The 23,989-nt window shown below is 67.0% G+C and carries 23 protein-coding genes; 9 read left to right on the top strand and 14 right to left on the bottom strand.

What is annotated here, in order from left to right:
• Window positions 1-88: 88 nt before the first annotated feature.
• Both KDW55_RS16880 and KDW55_RS16875 read right to left on the bottom strand, forming a co-directional pair.
• Window positions 89-1,477 (bottom strand): NCS2 family permease, encoded by a 1,389-nt coding sequence (locus tag KDW55_RS16880; RefSeq protein ID WP_040138784.1) that lies wholly within the window; start codon window positions 1,475-1,477, stop codon window positions 89-91.
• 521 nt (window positions 1,478-1,998) lie between these two features.
• The gene (locus KDW55_RS16875; RefSeq protein WP_059548330.1) at window positions 1,999-2,676 is read right to left on the bottom strand and encodes a TetR family transcriptional regulator; all 678 of its coding nucleotides are present in this window, start codon (window positions 2,674-2,676) and stop codon (window positions 1,999-2,001) included.
• 48 nt (window positions 2,677-2,724) lie between these two features.
• Here KDW55_RS16875 and KDW55_RS16870 point away from each other — a divergent pair, with 48 nt between their 5' ends.
• Window positions 2,725-3,405, top strand: a complete 681-nt coding sequence (locus KDW55_RS16870) for a class I SAM-dependent methyltransferase (RefSeq protein ID WP_212197995.1) — start codon at window positions 2,725-2,727, stop codon at window positions 3,403-3,405.
• A 23-nt stretch (window positions 3,406-3,428) separates the two neighbouring features.
• Here the strand turns inward: KDW55_RS16870 and KDW55_RS16865 are convergent, their stop codons facing one another.
• The 5 genes from KDW55_RS16865 to KDW55_RS16845 all read right to left on the bottom strand — a co-directional run bounded on the left by KDW55_RS16865 (window position 3,429) and on the right by KDW55_RS16845 (window position 8,086).
• Window positions 3,429-4,547 (bottom strand): alkene reductase, encoded by a 1,119-nt coding sequence (locus KDW55_RS16865; protein ID WP_212161452.1) that lies wholly within the window; start codon window positions 4,545-4,547, stop codon window positions 3,429-3,431.
• A 70-nt stretch (window positions 4,548-4,617) separates the two neighbouring features.
• A complete protein-coding gene (gene dkgB / locus KDW55_RS16860; RefSeq protein WP_212197994.1) occupies window positions 4,618-5,424 on the bottom strand; it encodes a 2,5-didehydrogluconate reductase DkgB in 807 nt (268 codons plus the stop codon).
• A 149-nt stretch (window positions 5,425-5,573) separates the two neighbouring features.
• Window positions 5,574-6,518: an LLM class oxidoreductase gene (locus KDW55_RS16855; RefSeq protein WP_209825347.1), complete on the bottom strand. Its 945-nt coding sequence runs from the start codon at window positions 6,516-6,518 to the stop codon at window positions 5,574-5,576.
• A gap of 12 nt (window positions 6,519-6,530) precedes the next feature.
• Window positions 6,531-6,854: a hypothetical protein gene (locus KDW55_RS16850; RefSeq protein ID WP_059548323.1), complete on the bottom strand. Its 324-nt coding sequence runs from the start codon at window positions 6,852-6,854 to the stop codon at window positions 6,531-6,533.
• A 29-nt stretch (window positions 6,855-6,883) separates the two neighbouring features.
• Entirely contained in the window at window positions 6,884-8,086 is a 1,203-nt protein-coding gene (locus KDW55_RS16845; protein WP_212161451.1) for an MFS transporter, read from the bottom strand.
• A gap of 101 nt (window positions 8,087-8,187) precedes the next feature.
• Between KDW55_RS16845 and KDW55_RS16840 the strand changes: the two genes are divergently transcribed.
• The gene (locus KDW55_RS16840; protein ID WP_040138777.1) at window positions 8,188-9,129 is read left to right on the top strand and encodes a LysR family transcriptional regulator; all 942 of its coding nucleotides are present in this window, start codon (window positions 8,188-8,190) and stop codon (window positions 9,127-9,129) included.
• 200 nt (window positions 9,130-9,329) lie between these two features.
• Here the strand turns inward: KDW55_RS16840 and zwf are convergent, their stop codons facing one another.
• Window positions 9,330-10,805: a glucose-6-phosphate dehydrogenase gene (gene zwf / locus KDW55_RS16835; protein ID WP_040138776.1), complete on the bottom strand. Its 1,476-nt coding sequence runs from the start codon at window positions 10,803-10,805 to the stop codon at window positions 9,330-9,332.
• A gap of 202 nt (window positions 10,806-11,007) precedes the next feature.
• On the opposite strand from zwf, the gene KDW55_RS16830 reads away from it, so the two are divergent.
• Both KDW55_RS16830 and KDW55_RS16825 read left to right on the top strand, forming a co-directional pair.
• Complete coding sequence (locus tag KDW55_RS16830; protein WP_069243375.1) at window positions 11,008-11,586, top strand: TetR/AcrR family transcriptional regulator; 579 nt, start codon at window positions 11,008-11,010, stop codon at window positions 11,584-11,586.
• Between the two features lie 204 nt (window positions 11,587-11,790).
• Window positions 11,791-12,666 carry an SDR family NAD(P)-dependent oxidoreductase gene (locus KDW55_RS16825; RefSeq protein ID WP_040138774.1) on the top strand — a complete coding sequence of 292 codons (876 nt, stop codon included), beginning with the start codon at window positions 11,791-11,793 and terminating at the stop codon, window positions 12,664-12,666.
• Between the two features lie 130 nt (window positions 12,667-12,796).
• On the opposite strand, the gene KDW55_RS16820 is transcribed toward KDW55_RS16825, so the two are convergent.
• The 3 genes from KDW55_RS16820 to KDW55_RS16810 form a co-directional block, all read right to left on the bottom strand.
• Entirely contained in the window at window positions 12,797-13,375 is a 579-nt protein-coding gene (locus tag KDW55_RS16820; RefSeq protein WP_212161450.1) for a peroxidase-related enzyme, read from the bottom strand.
• Window positions 13,376-13,459: 84 nt separating this feature from the next.
• Window positions 13,460-14,443 (bottom strand): MDR family oxidoreductase, encoded by a 984-nt coding sequence (locus KDW55_RS16815; protein ID WP_069243373.1) that lies wholly within the window; start codon window positions 14,441-14,443, stop codon window positions 13,460-13,462.
• Between the two features lie 45 nt (window positions 14,444-14,488).
• Window positions 14,489-15,127, bottom strand: coding sequence for a TetR/AcrR family transcriptional regulator (locus tag KDW55_RS16810; RefSeq protein WP_040138771.1), 639 nt, complete (start codon window positions 15,125-15,127; stop codon window positions 14,489-14,491).
• 224 nt (window positions 15,128-15,351) lie between these two features.
• Between KDW55_RS16810 and KDW55_RS16805 the strand changes: the two genes are divergently transcribed.
• Together KDW55_RS16805 and KDW55_RS16800 are read left to right on the top strand one after the other, a co-directional pair.
• On the top strand, window positions 15,352-16,542 hold the full coding sequence (locus tag KDW55_RS16805) for a M20 aminoacylase family protein (protein WP_040140838.1): 1,191 nt from the start codon (window positions 15,352-15,354) through the stop codon (window positions 16,540-16,542).
• 64 nt (window positions 16,543-16,606) lie between these two features.
• On the top strand, window positions 16,607-17,938 hold the full coding sequence (locus KDW55_RS16800) for an MFS transporter (protein WP_212161448.1): 1,332 nt from the start codon (window positions 16,607-16,609) through the stop codon (window positions 17,936-17,938).
• A gap of 318 nt (window positions 17,939-18,256) precedes the next feature.
• Here KDW55_RS16800 and KDW55_RS16795 read toward each other — a convergent pair whose 3' ends face one another.
• Window positions 18,257-19,045, bottom strand: a complete 789-nt coding sequence (locus tag KDW55_RS16795; protein ID WP_040140837.1) for an IclR family transcriptional regulator — start codon at window positions 19,043-19,045, stop codon at window positions 18,257-18,259.
• A 227-nt stretch (window positions 19,046-19,272) separates the two neighbouring features.
• On the opposite strand from KDW55_RS16795, the gene pcaF reads away from it, so the two are divergent.
• Window positions 19,273-20,475 (top strand): 3-oxoadipyl-CoA thiolase, encoded by a 1,203-nt coding sequence (gene pcaF, locus KDW55_RS16790; protein ID WP_040138768.1) that lies wholly within the window; start codon window positions 19,273-19,275, stop codon window positions 20,473-20,475.
• Between the two features lie 105 nt (window positions 20,476-20,580).
• On the opposite strand, the gene KDW55_RS16785 is transcribed toward pcaF, so the two are convergent.
• Both KDW55_RS16785 and KDW55_RS16780 read right to left on the bottom strand, forming a co-directional pair.
• Complete coding sequence (locus KDW55_RS16785; RefSeq protein WP_040138767.1) at window positions 20,581-21,108, bottom strand: DUF523 domain-containing protein; 528 nt, start codon at window positions 21,106-21,108, stop codon at window positions 20,581-20,583.
• Between the two features lie 65 nt (window positions 21,109-21,173).
• The gene (locus KDW55_RS16780; RefSeq protein ID WP_212161465.1) at window positions 21,174-21,734 is read right to left on the bottom strand and encodes a GNAT family N-acetyltransferase; all 561 of its coding nucleotides are present in this window, start codon (window positions 21,732-21,734) and stop codon (window positions 21,174-21,176) included.
• A 139-nt stretch (window positions 21,735-21,873) separates the two neighbouring features.
• Here KDW55_RS16780 and KDW55_RS16775 point away from each other — a divergent pair, with 139 nt between their 5' ends.
• Window positions 21,874-22,149: a hypothetical protein gene (locus KDW55_RS16775; protein WP_212161447.1), complete on the top strand. Its 276-nt coding sequence runs from the start codon at window positions 21,874-21,876 to the stop codon at window positions 22,147-22,149.
• Between the two features lie 75 nt (window positions 22,150-22,224).
• Window positions 22,225-23,769 (top strand): PAS domain-containing methyl-accepting chemotaxis protein, encoded by a 1,545-nt coding sequence (locus KDW55_RS16770; RefSeq protein ID WP_212161446.1) that lies wholly within the window; start codon window positions 22,225-22,227, stop codon window positions 23,767-23,769.
• The last annotated feature ends 220 nt before the right edge of the window (window positions 23,770-23,989 follow it).

Here is a 23,989-nt window from a genome sequence, read left to right as displayed (position 1 = left end):
ATGAGGCCATCGACGACGATGGTGGAGGAGACGTTGTCGTCCCGATGCGCGCGGCCTTTTTGCGAGCGGCGTCGCGCACGATCTGCGCTCAGATGGCCCAGCCGCCGAGATAGAACGTGACGAGCACGGCCGCGATGAGCACGGTGCCGACGTTGAGCTTGCGAAATTCGCCGCTGGCGAGGCGGCCGATCACGAGCGTCGAGAAGCCGAGCATGATCCCCGTCACGATATTCGCGGTCAGCACGATGAACACCGCGCATACGAGGCCCGACATCGCGTCGACCATGTCGTCCATGTGCAGCTTGCTCACGCTGCCGAGCATCAGCAGGCCGACGTACATCAGCGCGGGCGCCGTCGCATACGAGGGCACGAGGCCCGCGAGCGGCGAGAAGAACATCACGACGAGGAACAGCAGGCCGACGACCGCGGCTGCAAGGCCCGTCTTCGCGCCGGCGGCCACGCCGACGCTCGACTCGATATAGGCCGCCGCCGGCGCGCCGCCGAGGAAGCCGGAGAAGATCGAACTGACCGAATCCGCGGTCAGTGCGCGGCCGCCGTTGACGATGCGGCCGTTGTCGTCGAGCTGCCCTGCCTGGCCGGCGACCGCGCGAATCGTGCCGGTCGCGTCGAACACGGCCGTCATCACGAGCGCGAGCACGCTCGGCAACACGGCCATCGACAGCGCGCCCTTGATGTCCATCGCACCGATCAGCGACGCATGGCCCGGCGCGCTCAGCGACGGCAGCGCGAAGACGCCGCGGTACTTCACCGCCGGATCGAACGCGAGGCCGATCAGCGAGATCGCGACGACGACGAGCAGGATGCCGCCCGGTACGCGCCGCTTTTCGAGCCCGAAGATCGCGGCGAGGCCGATGACCGACATGATGACGGGGAACGCGCTGATTTGCCCGAGCGACACCGGCAGGCCGGCGCCCGGATTCTTGATCACGAGGCCGACGTCGTTCGACGCGATCAGCAGCAGGAACAGGCCGATGCCGATGCCGGTGCCGTGGGCGACGCCTGCCGGCAAGTTGCGCAGGATCCACGAACGCACGCCGGTGACCGAGATGCCGGTGAACACGACACCCATCAGGAAGACGGCGCCGAGCGCGACGCTCGGGTGCAGTCCCTTGCCGAGCACGAGGCCGAACGCGGTGAAGGCGGTCAGCGAAATCGCGCAGCCGATCGCGATCGGCAGCTTCGCCCACAGGCCCATCAGCAGCGAACCGAACGCGGTGGTCAGGCAGACCGCGACGAACACGGCGCTCGTGTCGAAGCCGGCTTTGCCGAACATGCCGGGCACGACGAATACGGAATACACCATCGCGAGGAAGGTGGTCACGCCCGCGACGATTTCGCGACGTTGCGTGCTGCCGCGCGACGAAATGCCGAAGTACCGGTCGATGAGCCCCGTGGTGCGGAGGTCAGTTTCTTGCGCGCCGACGCCGACCGTCGGTTGCACCGGGGTATCACTCATGAGCTTGCTCCTTTATCAGCGTGCTGAAACGGGCCGTGGCGGACCGTCGTCAGGGTGTCTCGTATCTGGTTGAAGTTATCGGCAACGTCGTGGGCGCGCATGACGCGTCACGCGTGGTGCGTGTCGTCGTGCGCGCTCCGAAGGGCGCGCGGATGGCGCGTCGTGCGACGCATGGTGGGGTCGACCCGTCACGTGTGCTTTGCCGTAGCGAAGGTTAGGCGAACGGGTCATCACGTCCCATTGGGGGACGTGCATGCAGCGCATGTCGCAACGCTTATATCGGCGTGGAACGGGGCTTTGTCGGCGCGGAACGCGTGTATACGCCTAGATGGAATCCGTTAAGGCGACTATTTGAATGCCGGACCGGCGCGCCGCGCGGATGGCGGGTGATGCGTCGAATCTTACGCGCGTCTTTCATCGGCCGCGTACGGCGGCACGGACGCCGCCGCGCGCAGCCCGCATCCGGACGATGCCGCCGCGGCGCGTGAGCCGTGCAGCTGCCGCCGCATTTCGACCGCCCGTCAACCGCGCGACAGATGTGCAAGGTACGCGTCGAACATGTCGGCCATCGCGTCCGAGAACGCGGCGATCTCCGCGGGCGTGCGCGCGGTTTCGGAGAACGCCTTGCCGCCGGACGTGAGCGTCGTCATGACGAGCGTGCACGCGAGCGCATGTTCGGCGTCGGATACGCCGGGCAGCGCTTCGCGCATGAACGCGCTGAACACGCGGTTGCCCTCGGCCTTCACTGCCTGGGCCTCGGGGGCGTCGCGATAGAGGGGCGCGGCGTCGTCGAGCGCGATGCGCATCGGCGCCTCGTCGCATTCGGAACGGATAAACGCGTGGACGGCGGTGCGCAGCCGCTCGGGCGGCGTCTTGCTCGTGTCCTGCAGCATCTCGCACAGCATTCCCGACGTCTGCCGCCATTCGTCGTGCTGGAGCCGGAACAGCACGGCCGCCTTGTTCGGAAAGTACTGGTATAGCGAGCCGACGCTCACGCCGGCGCGCTCGGCGACGCGCGCCATCGTGAAGCGCTGTGCGCCTTCGGCAGCCAAAACCTGAATAGCGGCCTCGAGCACGTCGTCGACGAGTTGGGTCGAGCGGGCCTGCCGAGGCTGTCGGCGCGAGGCGATCGGGGCGTTGCGACGCTGGGTCATGACGGGCCTGCCAATGCGAATAGTAAAACCTGAATAGTTCGTCATATTCTAGTCGGGCGCACTGACGCATTCAACCTGACACCGGAGATTCGCATGACCACCCTGATTCAAGACCCGCTCGCGTCGCTGCTGGAGCGCCTGTTCGACGAAGCCGACGCGTCGTCGCCCGCGTCGAACCCGGACTTCGCCGACTTGACGCGCGACGAGCAAGCGCGGCTGATGCGCAGCAAGACCGGCTACGCGGACTTCTATGCACGCCTGAAGGACTACCCGCTCGCGGTGTCGCGCGAGACGAGCACGCTTCTGTACATGCTCGCGCGCAGCTGCGGCGCGCGTTCGATCGTCGAATTCGGAACGTCGTTCGGCATCTCGACACTGCACCTCGCCGCCGCGTTGCGCGACAACGGCGGCGGCCGCGTGATCACGAGCGAGTTCGAAGCGTCGAAGGTCGCGCGGGCGCGTGCGAACCTCACGGCGGCGGGATTGGCCGATCTGGTCGAGATCCGCGAAGGCGATGCGCTGAGCACGCTGGCCGTGGATCTGCCGGATACCGTCGACCTGCTGCTGCTCGACGGCGCGAAGGCGCTGTATTCGGAGATACTCGCGCGGGTCGAGCCGCGCCTGCGGCCGGGTGCGTTTGTCGTCGCCGACAACGCGCAGTACAGCCCCGAGTACCTCGCGTACGTGCGCGAGCCGCGCAACGGCTTTCTGTCGGTGCCGTTCGGCGGCGACGTCGAGCTGTCGATGCGGATCCGCGGATCGCGACCGGATTGACGTTGGCCGCCGAGCTTCTGTCGTTACGCTGCGGTTTGTGCGAGCGTCGGGTAGTCGGTCAGGCCGCGCGCGCCGCCGCCGAACAGCGTGTTGCGGTCGTGCTGCGCGAGCGGGGCGCCGGTGCGCAGGCGCTCGGGCAAGTCGGGGTTCGCGACGAACGGACGGCCGAACGCGACGAGGTCGGCCCAGCCGGCGGCGATCGCATCGCGCGCACGCTCGGCGGTGTACGCGCCGGCGTAGATCAGCACGCCCGGGTACGCGGCACGCAACTGCTGCTTGAATGCGACCGGCATCAGCGGCGCGTCGTCCCAGTCGGCTTCCGCGATGTGCAGATAGCCGACGCCGAGTTCGCCAAGCAGCTTCGCGGCGGCGAGATAGGTGGTTTCCGGATCGTCGTCGACACAGCCGTTCAGCGTGGTCAACGGCGCGAGCCGGATGCCGACGCGCGACGCGTCGCCGGTGCCTTCGATCAGCGCCTGCGCGACTTCGCGCAGGAAGCGCAACCGGTTGTCCAGCGAGCCGCCGTATGCGTCGGTGCGCGTGTTTGCGTTCGAGTCGATGAACTGGTTCACGAGATAGCCGTTCGCACCGTGCAGCTCGACGCCGTCGAAGCCGGCTTCGATCGCGTTGCGGGCGGCGGCGCGGTATTGGTCGACGATCTCGCCGATTTCATCGACCGACAGCGCGCGCGGCTCGGACGCCTGCACGAAGCCCGGCGTGCTGCCGTCGTCGCTGGCGACGAACACGTTCACGCCCTTCGCCTGCAGCGGCGACGACGACACGGGTTGGCGGCCGCCGAGCAGGCTCGTATGGCTCAGCCGGCCGACGTGCCACAGCTGCGCGAAGATGCGGCCGTGCGCCGCGTGGACGGCGTCCGTCACCTTGCGCCAGCCGGCTACCTGCGACGGCGTGTGGATGCCGGGCGTCCATGCGTAGCCTTTGCCGAGCGGCGCGATGTACGTGCCTTCGCTGACAATCAGCCCCGCACTCGCGCGCTGCGCGTAATACGCGGCCATCAATTCGTTGGCTTCGTCGCCAGGCTGACTCGCGCGCGAGCGTGTCATCGGCGGCATCACGATGCGGTTCGGCAGCGTCAGCGCGCCGAGTTGCAGCGGTTGGAACAGCGGATCCTGTTGAGTCATGGTGGTGTCCTGTCGGTGCCGCAGCCGGCTGGCCGCGGGCGGGTCGTTTGGAGGAGCGTGCGGGGCGCGCTCAATCCCACTTCGGTGCGAGACCGGCCGGGTCGACCTCGCGGCCGTTGCGCTCGAGCGCGGCGATCTGCACGAGGTCTTCGTCGGTCAGGCGCAGCGTCTGCGCGAGCAGGTTGCTCGCGAGGTTCTCGCGTTTGGTCGACGACGGAATCACCGAATAGCCGAGCTGCAGCGCCCACGCGAGCGCGACCTGCGCCGGCGTCGCGTCGTGGCGCTGCGCGATCGCGCCGATCACCGGGTCGCCGAGCACCTTGCCGTACGCGAGCGTCATGTACGACGTCACGTGTATGCCTTCGCGTTGCAGGAATTCGACCAGCTTGCGGTTCTGCAGATACGGGCTCAGTTCGATCTGGTTCGTCGCGATCGCATCCTTGCCCACCACGGCGATCGCTTCCTTCGTCAGTTCGATGTTGAAGTTCGAGATGCCGATCTGGCGCGTAAGGCCCTTCGCCTTCGCGTCGGCCAGCGCGGTCATGAACGCGGCGAGCGGCACGCCGTTGTCCGGTGCCGGCCAGTGGATCAGCGTCAGGTCGACATAGTCGGTGCGCAGCTTGCGCAGACTTTCCTCGAGGCTCGCGGCGAGCTTTTCCGGTGCGTAGTTGTCGACCCAGATCTTGGTCGTGAGAAAAAGGTCTTCGCGGCGCACGCCCGATGCGGCGATTGCGTCGCCGACTTCGGCCTCGTTGCCGTAGATCTGTGCGGTGTCGATCGCTCGGTAACCGAGCTCGAGCCCGCTGCGAACGGAGTCGATGACGACCTGGCCTTGCAGGCGAAACGTGCCGAGGCCGAATGCGGGAATGTTGCTCATCATGTGCTCCTGGAAGGGGGGCGATTGCGGTATGGAAGTCATTCTGACGCTTGGGACTGGTGAGATAAACGCCTTCAGACGTCAAAAATATTTGATCTGAAATCAAATATCGACGTGCATTACTTCCGCGGCGTCTGCGTGCGCCGCCCTTATGCGACGCTGGCCGGCGCGTTCGCATGGAACGCCGGCAGCACGTCCGATGCGATCTCGCACATCGTCTCGTCGAGCGGACGCCGGTTGCGGCGAAAATGCAGGCCGATATGCTGCACGCCCGCATCGCGCATCGCCGCGAGTTCTTCCGTGAGCGCGATGCGGCCGGCGCGCGCGCCGAAGCGGTGGCGCTGCAGCGGTTCGTGCGGATCGTCGGCGAGATCGAGATGGATGAAGCTCACGTATGGCTTGCTGCCGGCCACCGCACGCCAGTTCGCGACGCGCCGCACGTGATCGGCCGGCGTGCCCGGATACGCGAGGCAGCCGTCCATGTGTTCGCCGATCCATTCGGGCGTTTGCTGCGCGAGGCCGGCGACGAGCAGCGGGACCGGCGAGCGTGCGGCAGGCAGCACGTCGAGGCCGGGCGGCAGCTGTCGGCGCGCGCCGTCGCGCAGCACCGCGATCTGGTCGCGGAACGTTGCGCCGCGCGTGGCGAAGTCGCGGCCGAACAGCGGATATTCGACCGGCCGGTCGCCGCTCGCGACGCCGAGCAGCAGACGGCCGCGGCTCAGTTCCTGGATCGTCGCGGCCGATTTCAGCGTGAGCAGGGGCTCGCGCAGCGGCAGCACGACCGCCGCCGTGCCGAGCAGGATGTCACGCGTGATGCCGGCGAGATACCCGAGATACGAGAACGTCTCGAACACCTGCGCGGCGTCGCCGAACGACGGGTCGTACACCGGCACGTCGCGCACCCAGAGCGCGCGGAAACCGAGCGTGTCGGCGAGTTGCGCGAGCTCCGCGTGGATCTCCATGTCGGGCACGCCGGGGTGGCGGCCGTCATGCTGGCGTTTGGCGTTGCCGGCCGGCGTCCAGTCGTTGTCGAGCGGCAGTTCGACGCCGATGCTGAAACCGCCGTCGGCGAGTGTGTCGAGCGAAGTGGGCATGATCGGCTCCGTTCAGACCGCGCGCAGGCTGCCTTCGAGGCGATGAAAATCGAGCGACGCCGCGGTGAAGAACGAGCGCGACGTGCCGGCGGCGAAATCATCGATATGCACGACGGTCGCACGGTCGGCTTCCTGCCACGAGATCGCGTAGGTGTCGCCGGCGACGGGCTGCCACGTGTATGCGACTTCGCCTTTCGCACCCGCGTACGGGCCTTCGGTGATCTCGTAGCGCATGTGGCGGCCGTCTTCGTCATACGCGTTGAGCGCGGTGAGGCCGTCGTAGCGGACTTCGAAGGTCTTGCCGGCAAAAGGTGGACGTTGGGTCGGTGCAGTCATGGTGTGTGGCTCCTGCCAGAAGATGACGTTCAATGGGCGAGTTCGACGGGTTCGGCCGTGCGTTCCGGCAGGCCCTGACCGCGATCGAGGCGGCCGCTGAGTGCGGTCAGCGTGAATGCGCCGAGCGTGACGACGGCAGCGATCCACGGCGTATGGCCGAGACCGACGTTCGCGACGATCAGGCCGCCGAGCGACGAGCCGCCCGCGACGCCGAGGTTGAACGCGGCGATGTTGAAGCCCGATGCGACGTCGGTGGCGTCGGGCGCGAAGTGGCGCGCCTGCTTGACGACGTACACCTGCAGCCCCGGCACGTTGCCGAACGCAACGGCGCCCCAGGCGAGCATCGTCACCACCGCGAGCCACTTCACCTGCACCGTGAAGGTCAGCGCGAGCAGCACGATCGCCAGCAACACGAAAATTCGCTTGAGCGCCTTGACCGGTCCGACGCGGTCGGCGAGCTTGCCGCCCCACACGTTGCCGAAGGCGACCGACACGCCATAGCCGACGAGCACGAGGCTGACCTGCGACGGCGTGAAGCCGGCGATCTGTTCGAGCAGCGGCGCCATGTACGTGAACGCGATCAGCGAGCCGCCGTAGCCGACCGCCGTCATCGCATAGACGAGCAGCAGGCGCGGTTGCGCGAGCACGCGGAACTGGCGGGCGAGCGGCGCCGGCGGCGTTTGCGGCAGGCCGCGCGGCACGAACGCGACCGCGCCGACGAACGCGACGAGGCCGAACAGCGCGACGATCAGGAACGTCGCACGCCAGCCGAAGTGCTGGCCGATGAAGGTGCCGAGCGGAATGCCGGCGACGAACGCGACGGTCATGCCGCTGAACATGGTCGCGATCGCGCTCGCAGCCTTGTCCTTCGTCACGAGCGTCGTCGCGATGATCGAGCCGACCGAGAAGAACACGCCGTGCGCGAGGCCGGTGAGCACGCGCGCGACGATCAGCGATTCATAGCTCGGCGCCTGCCACGCGACGAGGTTGCCGACGGTGAACAGTGCCATCAGCGCGGCAAGCAGCGTTTTGCGCGGCACGCGGCCGGTGAGCGCGGTGAGGAGCGGCGCGCCGATCGCGACGCTCAGTGCGTAGAGACTGACGAGCAGGCCGGCCGACGGCAGGCTGACGCCGAGGTCGGCGCCGATCGTCGGAATCAGCCCGACGATCACGAACTCGGTCGTGCCGATGGCAAACGCGCTGATGGTCAGCGCAAGCAGGGCGAGAGGCATGATGGGATCCAGGGTCCAGTAAGGATGGATCGCAGTGTGCCGCCTTTACTTTTGCGGAAAAACTGGTCTATAAACCAAATTGTTTTGATTTCAGATCAACAATGAAAATCACGCTCGACGAACTCCAGGCCTTTGCCGCCGTGGTCGATACCGGTTCGATCACTGCTGCCGCGCAGCAGCTCGACCTGACCGTGTCGGCCGCGAGCCGCACGCTCGCGCGGCTCGAGGAAAAGCTGAAGACCACGCTGCTGCGCCGGACCACGCGCCGGCTCGAACTGACCGAAGAGGGGCGCGCATTCCTGCAGGATGCGCGCGCGATCATCGAGTCGGTCGAGAATGCCGAGGAGCAGATGCTCGCGCGGCGCGAGATGCCGTCGGGGCGGCTGCGCGTCGACGCCGCGACGCCGTTCATGCTGCACGTGATCGTGCCGCTCGTGCGCGGCTACCGCGAACGCTTTCCGAAGGTCGACCTGGAACTGAACAGCAACGAGGGAATCATCGACTTGCTGGAGCGGCGCACCGACGTCGCGATCCGGATCGGGCGGCTCAAGGATTCGACGCTGCACAGCCGGCGGATCGGCAACAGCAGGCTGCGTATCCTCGCAAGCCCCGCGTATCTCGATGCGCACGGCCAGCCGCGCAAGGTGGAGGATCTCGCGAAACACACGCTGCTCGGCTTCACGCAGCCCGAGTCGCTGAACCTGTGGCCGATCCTTGGCACGGACGGCGAGCCTTGCCGTATCGAGCCCGGCATCTGGTCGTCGAGCGGCGAGACGCTGCGGCAGCTCGCGCTCGAAGGTGCGGGCATCGTGTGCCTGTCGGATTTCATGACCGCGCAGGATCGCGACACCGGCAGGCTCGTGCAGGTGCTCGCGCGGCAGACGCTCGACGTCGAGCAGCCGATTAACGCGGTGTATTACCGGAACACCGCAATTTCGTCGCGGATTGCGTCGTTCGTCGATTACATGATCGAGGCGCTGGGTGGCGGAACCAGTGGCGATGCGCCGGCGCGGCGCAAGGCCGCGTGGCTGGGGCACGCGTAGCGGACGCCGTGTGGCGGGGCCCGGCGCCGTTCCCGCACGTGGGGGCCCGCCGGATTTGCATGATTTGCCTGCGCCGGATTTGACGGCGGCGCACGCGTGCGCCGCTCACCCTGCTGTGCGCGCATGCCGACGGCGCTCGCGCCGCCCGCATGCGTTCACATGAAGCGCTTCTCGTGCCCTTGCGCCGGTTGCGCGATCCGTTACGCCTCTTCGGCCCACGACATGTTGTCGCGCGCGAGCAGCGCCGACGATGCGGCGGGCCCGAACGTGCCGGCCGTGTAGAGGCGAGGGCGGTCGCCGAGCTGTTTCCAGCCGTCGAGGATCGGCTCGACCCACGACCAGGCGGCTTCGAGCTCGTCGCGCCGCATGAAGTGCGTAAGGCGACCGCGGATCACGTCGATCAGCAGCCGCTCGTACGCTTCCGCGCGTCGCTCCGGAATCGCCTGCTGCAAATCGAGGTTCAGGCTCACCGGCACCATCTTCATCCCGCTGCCCGGTTCCTTCGCGAGCATTTGCAGCTGGATCGATTCTTCCGGCTGCAGCTGGATCACGAGGCGGTTGCTGTAGTGGCGCGGGCCGCTCGGGATGATCGAGAACGGCATGTCCGCGAACTCGATCACGATCTCCGACTGGCGGCGTTGCAGCCGCTTGCCGGTGCGCAGGAAGAACGGCACGTTCGCCCAGCGCCAGTTGTTGACGTACGCACGCAGCGCGACGAACGTCTCCGCGTGGCTGTCCGCCGGCACGTTGTCTTCTTCGAGATAACCCTTGACCGGCTGGCCGTCCACCGCGCCCGCCGTGTACTGGCCGCGCACCGTGTCGCGCGCGACATCCGACAGCGCCATCGGCCGCAGCGAGCGCAGCACCTTCAGCTTTTCGTCGCGCACCGCGTCCGGGTCGAGCGACACCGGCGGCTCCATCGCGACGATGCACAGCAGTTGCAGCAGGTGGTTCTGCACCATGTCGCGCAGCGCGCCGGTGTGGTCGTAGAAGCCCGCGCGGCTGCCGACGCCGACCGTCTCCGCGACCGTGATCTGCACGCTGCGGATGCTCGGCGCCTGCCACAGCGGCCCGAAGATCGGGTTGCCGAAGCGCAGCACCATCAGGTTCTGTACGGTTTCCTTGCCGAGGTAATGGTCGATCCGGTAGATCTGCGATTCCTCAAAATGCTTGCCGACCGCATCGTTGATCGCTTTCGCCGACGCGAGATCGTGGCCGAGCGGCTTTTCGAGGACGACGCGCGAGCGCGCATCGACGAGATGCGCTGCCGACAGGTTGTCGCAGATCGTCGTGAACAGTTCCGGCGACGTCGACAGGTAGAACACGCGGATCGCGTCGCCGCGCGCCGCTTCGGCGAGCCGTGCGTAGTCCTGCGGCGCGTTCACGTCGATCAGCACGTATTTGAACAGGTCGAGGAAGCGGGCCCAGGCTTCGGCGTCGAACGCCTTCTCGTCGATGAACGGGCGCGACTGCTCGTCCATGAACTTGCGGTAGCCGTCGATGCCCCAGTCGCGCCGGCCGACCGCGATGATCCGCGTGTCCGGCGGCAGGTTGCAGTGCAGATGCGCCATGTACAGCGCGGGCAGCAGCTTGCGGGCGGCCAGGTCGCCGCCGCCGCCGAAGATGATCATGTCGACGGGCTGCTCGGCTTCGGTCTGGTTGGGCTTGTTCGTCATGAGTGATTCGCGGTCTGGGAACGGGTGAGCGTGGAACGGACGCCGACGCGCCGGCCGCTGGTGGGTTGGCGTGCCAGTACGTGAAAACGCTAATAGTGCACGGTTTTGACGAATTGCGGATGGGTCCCCGATGTAACGGCGCTTGCATTCCAGCCGAAAGTCCGATTATGATTGAGCACTCACTCATTAAAGGAGCGTCGACGTGGCCCGACCGCGTAGTCCCGACAAGCACGAAGCGATCCTTTCTGCGGCCGCGCGCGCGCTTGCGGAGGACGGCGCGGGCGCGACCACGGCTCGGATCGCGCGGCTCGCCGGCGTTGCCGAAGGCACGGTATTCACCTATTTCGAGACCAAGGACGTGTTGCTGAACGCGTTGTACCTGAGCCTGAAGGCCGGCATGCGCGACGCGATGATGACCGGGTTTCCGGAGCACGCGCCGGCCGAGCAGGCGATGCGGCATGCGTGGAATGGGTACGTGACGTGGGGCATCGAGAATCCGGACGGCCGGCGAGCGCTGCAACAGCTGGGCGTGAGCGGCCGCATCGACGACGCGCACCGCGCGGCCGGAGCCGAAGGTTTCGGTGCGGTCCGTGCGCTGCTGCGCGAGCATGCCGCCGCGGCTCGCGGGCTGAAGGCCGATGATGCGCATGCGTTCTGCGCGGCGCTGTTCACGTCGATCGCGGAAACGGCGATGGACTCGATCGCCCGGGATCCGGCCCAGGCCGAAGGTTACCGGGAAGCGGGTTTCCGCGCGTTGTGGGCTGTGTTGCACGCGGTGTGAGCGAAGCGGTGACGGGCCGACGGGCGCAAGAGCGCCAGGCCTGAACGCGGCATCGGCAGCCGTTGCACGCACCGGGCTGCCGCCGGGAATGGGCGGGACGTGGTTTCAGGATGGGCGAGTCACGGTCGAACGACTGTTTGATCGCGTCATGTTAATGAGTGAGTAATCATTCATTTTGGTTTCAACCTTGTCGAGGAGCGGGATATGTCGAAAGTCTGGCTGGTAACGGGGGCCGCACGCGGCCTGGGGCGTTCGATCGCGGAAGCGGTGCTGGCGGCGGGCGACCGCCTGGTGGCCGGCGCGCGCGATCCTGAGCGGCTTGCGGATCTGGTGGAACGGTACGGCGAGCGCGTGCTCCCGGTCGCGCTCGACGTGACCGACGAAGCAGCGGCCGCGCACGCGGTGACGGCGGCTCGCGACGCGTTCGGCCGCATCGACGTGCTGGTGAACAACGCCGGCTACGGTCACACGGCGCCGTTCGAGCAAATGGGTGGCGACGACTTCCGCGCTCAGATCGAAACGAATTTCTTCGGCGTGGTCAACCTCACGCGCGCGGTGTTACCGACGATGCGCGCGCAGCGCGCGGGCCACATCTTCCAGGTATCGTCGGTCGGCGGGCGCACGTCCACACCGGGGCTGTCCGCATATCAGGCCGCGAAATGGGCGGTCGGCGGATTCAGCGACGTGCTGTCGAAGGAGGTCGCGCCGTTCGGCGTCCGTGTGTGCACGCTCGAGCCGGGCGGGATGCGGACCGACTGGGCCGCGCAAGCGAAGCGCGAAGTCGACGGGCTGTTGCCCGACTATCGGCCGTCGGTCGGGAAAATGCTCGACCTGCTGGGCTCGTACGGCGGCAACGAAGTCGGCGATCCCGTACGGATCGCGGCGCTGATCGTCGGGTTGTCGCGCCGCGACGACGTGCCGATGCGGCTGCTGCTCGGCGGCGATGCGCTGTTCGTGTGCGAGCAGGCGGAGACGCAGCGTGCGGACGAGGCGGCGCGGTGGCGGGACACGACGTTGTCGACGATGTTCCCGGATGCGAAGCTGCCGGACGGGCTGCAGGCGCTGAAGAAGGCCGGTTGAACACGCAGCGGCGGTGTCGCGGGTTCGGTGAGCGGCGCGGCGGTCGCCGCTGGCGCGGCGCGCGAGCGCAAGCCGGAGACGGGCGGCATGCGCTCGCCCGGCTTGCGCGGCCGGCGCCGCCGATGCCCGGTTACCGCCCCAGCGTGTAAAACTCCGCGTTCGGCCGCATGTTCGTCACGTTCGCGATGCGATTCGACATCCCGAAGAATGCCGAGATCGCTGCGATGTCCCACGCGTCTTCCTCGGTGAAGCCATGCGACTTCAGCGTGTCGAAGTCTGCCTCGCCGACCAGATGCGCGGACTGCGACACCTTCATCGCGAAGTCGAGCATCGCTTTCTGGCGCACCGTGATGTCGGCCTTGCGGTAGTTGGTCGCGACCTGGTCGGCGATCAGCGGATCCTTCGCGCGAATGCGCAGGATCGCGCCGTGTGCGATTACGCAGTACTGGCACTGGTTCGCGCTGCTGGTCGCCACGACGATCATTTCGCGTTCGGCCTTCGTGAGGTTGCCGGGCTTGTCCATCAGCGCGTCGTGATACGCGATGAACGCGCGAAACTCGTCCGGGCGATGCGCGAGCGTGAGGAACACGTTCGGGATGAAGCCCGATTTTTCCTGCACGGCCGCGATCCGTTCTCGAATGTCGTCGGGCAGTTCTTCGAGTGCCGGCACCGGGAAGCGGCTGACGGGGGCGTTGTCTGCGGCAGTCATGGGGTCTCCTGAATAAAGCGTTGCGGGCGGTTCCGACGCGCGGGCCGCCCGTCGATAAACAAACGACGCATTGCCGTTGCCGGCTCATGCGTTGACGTCGACGACGATGCGGCCGCGCACCTTCCCGCCGATCAACTCGCCGGCGAGCGGAATCGCGTCGCCGAGGCCGACCTGGTGGCCGATCGTACCGAGCTTCTCCACGTCCAGATCGGACGCGAGGCGGCGCCATGCTTCGAGTCGCTCGGCACGCGGACACATCACGCTATCGATGCCGACGAGCGTCACGCCGCGCAGGATGAACGGCGCGACGGTCGCAGGGAAGTCCATGCCCGCAGCGAGGCCGCAGGCCGTCACCACGCCGCGATAGCGCGTCGTCGCGCATACGTTCGCAAGCACGTGGCTGCCGGCGACGTCGACGGCGCCCGCCCATCGTTCCTTGCCGAGCGGCTTGCCGGGGGTGCTGAATTGCGACCGGTCGAGGATTTCCGACGCGCCGAGCTGCCGCAGGTAGTCGGCATCGGCGGGGCGGCCGGTCACGGCAACGACGCGATAGCCGAGCCGCGCGAGGATCGCCGTGGCGACGCTGCCGACGCCGCCCGCCGCACCGGTCACGACGATCTCCCCGTCGCCCGGGCGCACGCCGTGCCGTTCGAGCGCCATCACGCACAGCATCGCGGTATAGCCGGCCGTGCCGATCGCCATCGCCTGGCGCGGCGAGAACTCGGATGGCAGCGGCACGAGCCAGTCGCCGTCGACGCGCGCCTTTTGCGCGAGGCCGCCCCAGTGCGTCTCGCCGACGCCCCAGCCGTTGAGCACGACGCAATCGCCGGCGCGGTAATCCGGATGCGTGCTGTGCTCGACCTCGCCGACGAGATCGATGCCCGGCACCATCGGGAACTTGCGCACCACCGGGCCCTTGCCCGTGATCGCGAGTCCGTCCTTGTAATTCAGCGTCGAATAGCCGACGCGGATCGTCACGTTGCCCGGCGGCAGTTGCGTGTCGTCCAGCGTCTGCAACCGCGCGTGCTGGCCGGTTTCGTCCTTGTCGATCACGATGCCCTGGAACATGCGTCCTCCTTTTTAGACCGATCGTCTAGTCAATTGCAAAAAAATTCAGCGGCGCGGTAGTCCGTTGAAGAAAAACTCGGCGAACAGTGCGAGCGGTGCGTCGCTGCGTTCGAGCTTCGCGCGCAGCACGGCGCCTTCCCAGCCGATCCAGAAGAACGCGGCGATAGCGGCGGGATCGGCCGCGTCGGCCAGCTCGCCGGCCTGTTGAGCGGCGACGAGGCAGTCGGCCAGCCGGCGCTGCCAGTCGTCGAACGTCGCACGCAGCCGCGCACGGAAACTCTCGGGCAGCGCGCTCATTTCCTGGCCGAGATTGCCGATCAGGCAGCCGCGCGCGTATTCGTAACGGGCCATGCCGTCGCGCGCATCGTCGACGAACGCGCGCACGCGTGCCAGCGGCGGCGCATCGGTCCGGCTCAAATGGCGATCGAGCTTGCGCGCGAAGAACTCGGCGTAGCGATCGATCAGTTCGAGGCCGAACGCTTCCTTGCTGTCGAAGTAGTGATAGAACGAGCCCTTCGGCACGCCGGCGCGGCCGAGGATCTCGTCGAGCCCCGTGGCCGAAAAGCCCTTTTCGGTGAGCGCTTCCAGCCCGGTGCGCAACAGCATGTCTCGGGTGGCGACGAGGTCTTCGTGCTGCTTGGGCGGCCGCCCGCGGCGGCGCGGCGGAGTGGTGCGAATGTCCATTCGCGAATAATAGACCGTTCGTCTCTAAAATCAAGCCCCGCGTTGACGGTCGAGCGAACGACCGCGGCCGATGCCAGGTTCACCCGTATTAACCCTGATTAAAAAATCTTATCGCGGTGAAAAATTCCGCATCTTATTGAACCGATATCGGCTAGCTATAGTGGCTCGCTTTCCCGCACGCAATCGCCGCGTGCGGCTGACCGCCGACCAGCAGGAGCCGCTTGATGACCACCGCCGCCCGATTTACCGAAATCGACGATCTGATGCCCGCCGCCGGCGCGCTGCGCGAGATTCGCCATCACATTCACCATCACCCGGAACTCGCGTACGAGGAGCACGAAACCGCGGCGCTCGTCGCGGACAAACTCGAGCAATGGGGCTGGCAGGTCACGCGCGGCGTCGGCAAGACGGGCGTGGTCGGCACGCTGCGCGTCGGCGACGGCAAGCGCAGCATCGGCATCCGCGCGGACATGGACGCACTGCCGATCGTCGAGGCCACCGGGCTGCCGTACGCGAGCGGCACGCACGGCAAGATGCACGCGTGCGGGCACGACGGACACACGACGATGCTGCTCGGCGCCGCGCAGCACCTCGCCAGGACGCGCAACTTCTCCGGCACCGTGCATCTGTATTTCCAGCCGGCGGAAGAGCACGGCGTCGACAGCGGCGCGAAGAAGATGATCGACGACGGCCTGTTCGAACGCTTTCCGTGCGATGCGGTGTTCGGAATGCACAACCATCCGGGCGCGGCGCCCGGTGTATTCCTCACGCGCCGCGGCCCGTTCATGTCGGCCGGCGACAAGGCGGTCATCTCGATCGAGGGCGTGGGCGGCCACGCGGCGCGTCCACACCTGACGGTCGATCCGGTGGTGGTTGCCGCAAGCATCGTGATGGCGCTGCAGACGATCGTCGCGCGCAACGTCGACCCGTCGCAACCGGCGGTCGTCACGGTCGGCTCGATGCACGCGGGCACCGCAAACAACGTGATTCCGAACGGTGCACGCCTCGAACTCAGCGTGCGCTCGTTCAGCCCCGAAGTCCGTGCGCTGCTCAAGCGCCGCATCGTCGAGCTCGCGGAGTCGCAAGCCGCGAGCTACGGCGCAACCGCGAACGTCGAATACATCGAAGGCTATCCGGTCGTCGTCAATACGGATGCCGAAACGGATTTTGCCGCGCAGGTCGCGCGCGAACTCGTCGGCGACGCGCACGTGGTCGAGCAGGCCGACCTGCTGATGGGCAGCGAGGATTTTGCGTTCATGCTGCAGCAGCGGCCCGGCTCGTTCGTACGGCTGGGCAACGGCGAAGGCGAGGACGGCTGCATGGTGCACAACCCGAAGTACGACTTCAACGACCGCAACCTGCCGATTGGCGCGGCGTACTGGACGCGCCTCGTCGAACGTTACCTGGCGCAGTGACGATCCGTCGCGACGGGCGACGGCAGGCCGGCGTTTCCGGCCGCATTGACAGGAGATTCGAGCGATGCAGAAGGACCATCTCGCACTGCACCCCGTGTCGGCGGACGCCGTCGAAACCGGTACGCGCGCCGCGCCGGCCGTCACGAAACGCGGCGCGATCGCGGCGGCCGTGATCGGCAACTGGCTGGAGTTCTTCGATTTCACCGTGTACGGCTTCTTCGCGGTGCTGATCGGCAAGCTGTTCTTCCCGTCGAGCGACGCGACCACGTCGCTGCTGCTGTCCGTCGCAACGTTTGCCGCCGGTTTCTTCACGCGGCCGCTCGGCAGCGTCGTGCTCGGCGTCTATGCGGACCGGAAGGGCCGCAAGGCCGCGCTGAACCTGACGATCATGCTGATGGCGCTCGGCACCGGCCTGATCGCGATCGCGCCGACCTACGCGCAGATCGGCGTGGCCGCGCCGCTGTTGGTGGTCTGCGCGCGGCTGATGCAGGGCTTTTCGCAGGGCGGCGAATTCGGCGCGGCGACGTCGACGCTGATCGAGCAGGGCGGCACGTCGCGCCGCGCGTACCGCGCGAGCTGGCAGCTCGCGACGCAGGGCGGCGCGGCGCTGATGGGTTCGGGTTTCGCGGCGCTGCTGTCCAACACGCTGACGAAGGATGCGCTCGAAGGCTGGGGCTGGCGTCTGCCGTTCCTCGTGGGCGTGCTGATCGCGCCGGTTGGGATGATTTTGCGGCGCCGGCTCGCGGATGATGCGCCCGGCGACAACCATCACGCGATCGAACGCGGCGTGCTGCGCGAGCTGTTCTCGAAGCACACGCGCACGGTGCTGCTGTTGATGCTGACGGTGATGGGCGGCACGGTGTCGACCTACATCCTGACTTTCTACATGCCGACCTACGCGATTCATACGCTCGGGCTGCCGATGAAGCTGTCGATGTTCGTCGGCGTCGCGTCGGGTTGCGTGATGCTGGTGACGTGTCCGCTGTTCGGCTGGCTGTCGGATCGTCTCGGCAGCCGGCGCATGCCGATCTTCGTCGGGCGCGGCGTGCTCGTGCTGCTGCTGTTTCCGGCGTTCTGGCTGATGAACCATCATCCGACGCTGTCGGTGATCCTGCCGCTTACCGCGCTGATGCTGCTGTTCTATTCGCTCGGGTCGGCATCCGAAATGGCGTTGATGTGCGAGTCGCTGCCGCGCCACGTGCGCGCGACCGGCATCTCGATCGCGTACGCGCTCGCGGTGACGATCTTCGGCGGCACCGCACAGCTGATCGCGACATGGCTCGTGAAGATCACCGGCAGCAAACTCGCGCCGGCAGGCTATGTGGCCGCGTGCGTGGTGCTGTCGCTGGTCGCGGTCGCGATGCTGCGCGAGACGGCGCGCGAGTCGATGGACTGATGCGCGATGCGGGCGGCTGCCGGCGCCCCGGTTGAGCGCATCACGGGCACGATGCCGATGCGAAACGGGATGCTGCAGGATGCGCGATCGGCGGGATGGCCGTGTGTCAGAGCGATGCGGCGCAATTTCGTTCTCGTCAAATTGACGGTGTTTTGGCGCATCCCTAAGTTTGCCGATGCGGAGCGCGCCCAGTGTTCCGCACGAAGCAAGTTGCAAGCAGAGTCAGAGAGTTGAGCGGGCGGCTCCTGCCGCCCGTCTTTTTGTCCGCGCAATCCGCGAACGGTCGTGTGCGGCCCGTCCGGCGAGCGAAGCAACCGCTCACCCTCGCCGAGCGACGAGTTCCGACACCGTCTGCGCGGCCTGCTGCAGCGGCCCCAGAAACTCCTTCACCATCTGCTTCGCGGTATGCCGCTGCGCGTTGCCGCTGATGTTCATCGCGGCGATCACCTGCCCGCGCCGGTTGCGGATCGGCGCGGAGATCGACATCAGGCCCACTTCGAGTTCCTGATCGACCACGGCCCAGCCTTGCTGGCGCACCTGCGCGATCGTCGCCTTCAATTCGCCGATATCGGTGATCGTGCGCGGCGTGTGCGCGCGAATGCCGCTTTGCGCGAGCGTTTCGTCGAGCGCCGCATCGTCGAGCGCGGACAGCAGCACGCGGCCCATCGACGTGCAGTACGCGGGCAGCCGGCTGCCGATCGACAGGTTGATCGTCATGATCTTGCGGGTCGGCACACGCAGCACGTACACGATCTCGGTGCGGTCCAGCACGGCGGCCGAGCAGCTTTCGTGGATCTGCGCGGACAGTTGCTCCATCACCGGATCGGCAAGATTCCAGAACGGCATCGACGTCAGGTATGCGAAGCCGAGCTCGAGGATCTTCGGCGTGAGGCGGAACAGCCGGCCGTCGGCTTCGACGTAGCCGAGCGTCTGCAGCGTCAGCAGGATCCGGCGCGCGCCCGCGCGCGTGAGCCCGGTGGCCGACGCGACCTCGGTGAGCGTCTGCTCCGGGCGTTGCGCGTCGAATGCGCGGATTACCGCAAGGCCGCGCGCGAACGACTGTACGTAGGAGTCGCCCGGTTTGGTCTGGATGTCTTCGATGGTCATGAACGGTCGGATTGTCGTGCAGCCGAGAAGATAGCGCATGGGGCCCGGCACGCCAACCGCGCGACGGACCGCGCGCTTGACAGGTCGTCCCCGCACTCCCTATGATGCGTTGAACGTTCGATACACGATCTTATGTTCGTATATAGAACATTTAAGCGCATCCCGGCGGGCAATGCAAGGGGCGCGTTTGATTCACTTACCAGCCTTGCATGAGACCGGAGACACCGATGACCGAAGCTTTTCTGTGTGATGCGATCCGTACCCCGATCGGCCGTTACGGCGGCGCGCTGTCCGGCGTGCGCGCCGACGACCTCGGCGCAGTGCCGCTGAAGGCGCTCGTCGAGCGCAACCGCGACGTCGACTGGACGGCGATCGACGATGTGATCTACGGCTGCGCGAACCAGGCCGGCGAAGACAACCGCAACGTCGCGCGCATGTCCGCGCTCCTCGCGGGCTTGCCGGAAGGCGTGCCGGGTTCGACGATCAATCGCCTGTGCGGTTCCGGGATGGACGCGGTCGGCGTGGCCGCGCGCGCGATCAAGTCGGGCGAGGCTGCGCTGATGGTGGCCGGCGGCGTCGAAAGCATGACGCGCGCACCGTTCGTGATGGGCAAGGCCGCCAGCGCGTTCGCGCGCCAGGCCGACATCTACGACACGACGATCGGCTGGCGCTTCGTCAATCCGCTGATGAAACAGCTGCACGGCGTCGACTCGATGCCGGAGACCGCCGAGAACGTCGCGGTCGATTACAACATCAGCCGCGCCGACCAGGATCTGTTCGCGCTGCGCAGCCAGCAGAAGGCCGCGCGCGCGCAGCAGGACGGCACGCTTGCCGAGGAAATCGTGCCGGTCACGATTCCGCAAAAGAAGGGCGATCCTGTCGTGTTTTCGCGCGACGAACATCCGCGCGAGACGTCGCTCGACGCGCTCGCGAAGCTGAAGGGCGTCGTGCGCCCGGACGGCTCCGTCACGGCCGGCAACGCGTCGGGCGTCAACGACGGCGCGGCCGCGTTGCTGCTCGCTAACGAAGCCGCCGCGAAGCGCTTCGGCTTGACCCCGCGCGCACGCGTGCTGGGCATCGCGACAGCCGGCGTCGCGCCCCGTGTGATGGGCATCGGCCCGGCGCCGGCGACGCAGAAGCTGCTTGCGCGGCTCGGGATGACGATCGGCCAGTTCGACGTGATCGAGCTGAACGAAGCGTTCGCGTCGCAGGGGCTCGCGGTGCTGCGCATGCTCGGCGTCGCCGACGACGATCCCCGCGTGAACCCGAACGGCGGTGCGATCGCGCTCGGCCATCCGCTCGGCGCATCGGGTGCGCGCCTCGTGACGACCGCGATGTACCAGCTGCATCGCACCAACGGCCGCTTCGCGCTGTGCACGATGTGCATCGGCGTCGGCCAGGGCATCGCGATCGCGATCGAACGCGTGTGACAGCGCGATGCGGCGACGCGTGTGCGCAGTGCGCGCGCCGCTTCGCCGCATGTTCTTTCCAAAACGATGTGGCCGCCACGAGAGATCGTCGTGGCGGCCACATCGTCATTCGGCCTGCGAATATTGCGCGACCCGCGCGGCAAGCGCGTCGATCTCGGTGTCCGCGAATACCTCGACACCATGCTGGCGCAGCAGCGCCGCCGTCACGCCCGCGCCGGCATGGCGCCGGCCCGTGAAACTTCCGTCGTGGATGAAACGGCTTCCACACGATGGGCTGCCGTCCGCGAGGATCGCGAAGCGGCAATCGTGTGCACGCGCGAGCGCGAGCGCCGCCTGTGCGCCGTCGACGAATTGCGCGGTCACGTCGGCGCCGTGCACGTCGACGATGCGCGCGGCGCCCGTCAGCACGCGTTGCCCTGTTGCACCGTCCGCGATTTCGGCGGGCGGGCGCGGCACGCTCAATCCTCCCGCAAGTTCCGGACACACGGGCACCAGCCGCCCTTCGCGCTGCCACCGCGCGAGCGCGTCATGTGCGGCGGTTTTCGCCGAGCCGTTGTAGCGGACCGGGTGGCCGAGCACGCACATGCTGACGAGGATCTTCGCCAGGGCTGACTGCCGCGCCGCGTTTTGCATGGGCGTTCTCCGTGAAGGCGGGTTAGGGCAAGCGGAAATTCTACGGACGCGGGCGCGTGCGCGTGTCAGGCCGTCGGCGCTTCCAGATGGATGTCTTCCGGCTCCAGCGCATACAGCGCCGGATCGGGCGACGGGCTGACGCGGAAGCCGAGACGCAGATAGAAGTCGATCGTGCGCTGCGACGGCGTCGCCGACACGTACAGCCGTTCCGCGCCCATCGCCCGGGCCTGCGCGCGGGCCGCGCGATAGAGCCGCTCGCCGAGCCCGCAGCCGCGCCAGTCATGGCTCACATGCAGGAATTTCAGTTGCAGCATGTCGCGTCGCGGGCCGAGCCGATCGCTGTCGACGATGACGGCCGCGACGAGCGTCGCGCCGTCGAACATTCCGACACACCAGCCACCGCGATCGTGGCAGTCGAGCAGGATCGGCGTGTAGTGCTCGGCTTCGCCGTCCGGCCAGCTGCGCACGTCGTAAAAGTCGGGAACGAGCCGCAGTTCGCCGTCGCGCAGCACGTACAAATGATGAATGATCTCGCGCCGGTCGATGGTCCACACGAGCGGAATCTCGTCGCGAGCGAGCTCGCGGGACGACAGTGCGTCGCGTTCGGCGGCGGTGCGGCGCGTCATGCGGTTGCCGCGGGCGGGGTAGGTTGTCATGTGCTTGCCGTGGTGCCCGTTGCGGTGCCGTGAGCCTCGCGCGCATTTTCGCAAAACGCGCCGCATCGCGGCTTCCAGAACAGGCAGCTAATAATGTTCGTCGTCAGCCATGCATCAGGCTGCCGCATTTTCGCGATCGAATGCCGGTCGAAAGACCGATCCGGATGAGTCGTTTCGTCGTCTGCAATGGCTGGCCGGATTGGTGTGTGCGCCGATGTTATCCCGTAAAGCATCGCGCATTATTCGAGAAGCGCCGGCTGAGATTATCGCGGGATTATTTGATCGAAATCATCCCGATGGACGAATTCGGGAATTTATGCGCGTTCGGATTAAGGTTTTTCCGGAACGTGCCGACAGCAAGGACGAGACCGTCGTAAAGCGATAAACCGTTTTTCGGCTACTGAGCGCGATTTCAGCGCTGCGCGGATTCCGCATCCGGAACCGCCTATCGGAGCCTTGCATGCGCAACAACCAGCCAGTCACCCAACAGGAATTCGAGTTTCCCGACGACGTCACGTTGATGTCGACCACCGATGCCGACAGCATCATCACGTACGCGAACACGACGTTTGCGCACGTGAGCGGTTTCCCGGCCGACGAACTCGTTGGCCAGCCGCACAACGTCGTGCGCCATCCGGACATGCCGAAGGAGGCGTTCGCCGACATGTGGGCGACGCTGAAGAACGGCGAGCCGTGGACCGCGCTCGTGAAGAACCGCCGCAAGAACGGCGACCATTACTGGGTGCGCGCGAACGCGGTGCCGGTGATGCGCAACGGCGCGCCGCATGGCTACATGTCGGTGCGCACGCGCGCGTCGCGCGACGAGGTCGCGGCCGCGGATGCGCTGTACCGCGCGTTCCGCGCGGGCAAGGCAGGCGGCCGCCGATTTTACAAGGGACTGGTCGTGCGCACCGGGCTGATGCGCATCCTGTCGCTGCCGCAGACAATGTCGGTGCGCACACGCGTCCACGCTGCGCTGTGCGTGCTGGCGCCGACCGTCGTCGGTGCCGGCTGGGCCTGCGGGCTCGCCGGCGGCACGCTCGCCGCGTTCGCGGCGGCGACGGTGGGCGTGTCGGCGGCGGCGGGTTTGTGGCTCGATGCGCAGATCGTGCGTCCGCTGAAGCGGCTGCACGATCAGGCGCTGAACGTCGCGACCGGCGAAAGCCGCCGCGGCGTGAGAATGAACCGCGTCGACGAGATCGGCATGACGCTGCGCACGATCAACCAGCTCGGGTTGATGTTCCGCTGGCTCGTGGACGACGTCAGCGAACAGGTGCACAACGTGCAGCGCGCGAGTAACGAGATCGCGCAGGGCAACAACGACCTGAGCGCGCGCACCGAACAGGCTGCGTCCAGCGTGCAGCAGACGGCCGCGTCGATGGCCGAGATGACGGCCACCGTCGACAGCAATGCGGAGACCGCGCTGCAGGCGAACCGGCTCGCGATGTCCGCGAGCGATGCGGCCGAGCGTGGCGGGCAGGCGGTGAACGAGATCGTCACGACGATGCGCGACATCACCGACAGTTCGCGCAGGATCGCCGACATCATCGGCGTGATCGACGGGATCGCGTTCCAGACCAACATTCTCGCGCTGAATGCGGCGGTCGAAGCCGCGCGCGCGGGCGAACAGGGACGCGGTTTCGCGGTGGTCGCGGGCGAGGTGCGCGCGCTCGCGCAACGCAGCGCGAACGCGGCGAAGGAAATCAAGACGCTGATCGGCGCGAGCGTCGAGCGGGTCGAGTCCGGCGCGCGGCGAGTCGACGATGCGGGCAGAACGATGGAGGACATCGTCGCGCAGGTGAAGCGCGTGTCGGACCTGATCGCGGAGATCAGCTCGTCGACGGCGGAGCAAAGCACCGGCGTCGCGCAGGTCGACCAGGCGGTGGTGCATCTGGACAACATCACGCAGCAGAACGCGGCGCTGGTCGAGCAAAGCGCGGCGGCGTCGGAAAGTTTGAAGCAGCAGGCGACGCGGCTCGTGGATGCGGTGAACGTATTTCGATAACGATTGCGGCGCACGCTTGCGCGTGGGCCATGCCCGACGCGAGGCGACGCGTTTGCGTTTCCGTTTCGATATGCACGCGGCGAACGATGCGCATTCGCGGTCGGGATTTCTTAACCTCGTCGTTAATCCGGGTAGTGGCGGCGCGCCGAATTATCAGACGAATGTGTTTCAAGTCATTGATAAAAAGGCGTTTTTATTCACGTATAAACAAAATGTTCGG

It is taken from the genome of Burkholderia sp. AU19243 (genome assembly GCF_018148075.1).
Lineage (GTDB): Bacteria > Pseudomonadota > Gammaproteobacteria > Burkholderiales > Burkholderiaceae > Burkholderia > Burkholderia latens_A.
This window is presented reverse-complemented; position numbering and strand designations above follow the sequence as displayed.

Bases quoted from the DNA above. Each gene is read 5' to 3' on its own strand.
- KDW55_RS16775 (WP_212161447.1), top strand. From the start codon at position 21,874: ATGCATCAGGCTGCCGCATTTTCGCGATCGAATGCCGGTCGAAAGACC.
- KDW55_RS16880 (WP_040138784.1), bottom strand. From the start codon at position 1,477: ATGAGTGATACCCCGGTGCAACCGACGGTCGGCGTCGGCGCGCAAGAA.
- KDW55_RS16780 (WP_212161465.1), bottom strand. From the start codon at position 21,734: ATGACGCGCCGCACCGCCGCCGAACGCGACGCACTGTCGTCCCGCGAG.
- KDW55_RS16815 (WP_069243373.1), bottom strand. From the start codon at position 14,443: ATGTTCCAGGGCATCGTGATCGACAAGGACGAAACCGGCCAGCACGCG.
- KDW55_RS16855 (WP_209825347.1), bottom strand. From the start codon at position 6,518: ATGCCCACTTCGCTCGACACACTCGCCGACGGCGGTTTCAGCATCGGC.
- dkgB (WP_212197994.1), bottom strand. From the start codon at position 5,424: ATGAGCAACATTCCCGCATTCGGCCTCGGCACGTTTCGCCTGCAAGGC.
- KDW55_RS16810 (WP_040138771.1), bottom strand. From the start codon at position 15,127: ATGGACATTCGCACCACTCCGCCGCGCCGCCGCGGGCGGCCGCCCAAG.
- KDW55_RS16805 (WP_040140838.1), top strand. From the start codon at position 15,352: ATGACCACCGCCGCCCGATTTACCGAAATCGACGATCTGATGCCCGCC.
- KDW55_RS16785 (WP_040138767.1), bottom strand. From the start codon at position 21,108: ATGCAAAACGCGGCGCGGCAGTCAGCCCTGGCGAAGATCCTCGTCAGC.
- KDW55_RS16875 (WP_059548330.1), bottom strand. From the start codon at position 2,676: ATGACGAACTATTCAGGTTTTACTATTCGCATTGGCAGGCCCGTCATG.
- zwf (WP_040138776.1), bottom strand. From the start codon at position 10,805: ATGACGAACAAGCCCAACCAGACCGAAGCCGAGCAGCCCGTCGACATG.
- KDW55_RS16800 (WP_212161448.1), top strand. From the start codon at position 16,607: ATGCAGAAGGACCATCTCGCACTGCACCCCGTGTCGGCGGACGCCGTC.
- KDW55_RS16845 (WP_212161451.1), bottom strand. From the start codon at position 8,086: ATGCCTCTCGCCCTGCTTGCGCTGACCATCAGCGCGTTTGCCATCGGC.
- KDW55_RS16820 (WP_212161450.1), bottom strand. From the start codon at position 13,375: ATGACTGCCGCAGACAACGCCCCCGTCAGCCGCTTCCCGGTGCCGGCA.
- KDW55_RS16825 (WP_040138774.1), top strand. From the start codon at position 11,791: ATGTCGAAAGTCTGGCTGGTAACGGGGGCCGCACGCGGCCTGGGGCGT.
- KDW55_RS16850 (WP_059548323.1), bottom strand. From the start codon at position 6,854: ATGACTGCACCGACCCAACGTCCACCTTTTGCCGGCAAGACCTTCGAA.
- KDW55_RS16865 (WP_212161452.1), bottom strand. From the start codon at position 4,547: ATGACTCAACAGGATCCGCTGTTCCAACCGCTGCAACTCGGCGCGCTG.
- pcaF (WP_040138768.1), top strand. From the start codon at position 19,273: ATGACCGAAGCTTTTCTGTGTGATGCGATCCGTACCCCGATCGGCCGT.
- KDW55_RS16795 (WP_040140837.1), bottom strand. From the start codon at position 19,045: ATGACCATCGAAGACATCCAGACCAAACCGGGCGACTCCTACGTACAG.
- KDW55_RS16870 (WP_212197995.1), top strand. From the start codon at position 2,725: ATGACCACCCTGATTCAAGACCCGCTCGCGTCGCTGCTGGAGCGCCTG.
- KDW55_RS16770 (WP_212161446.1), top strand. From the start codon at position 22,225: ATGCGCAACAACCAGCCAGTCACCCAACAGGAATTCGAGTTTCCCGAC.
- KDW55_RS16840 (WP_040138777.1), top strand. From the start codon at position 8,188: ATGAAAATCACGCTCGACGAACTCCAGGCCTTTGCCGCCGTGGTCGAT.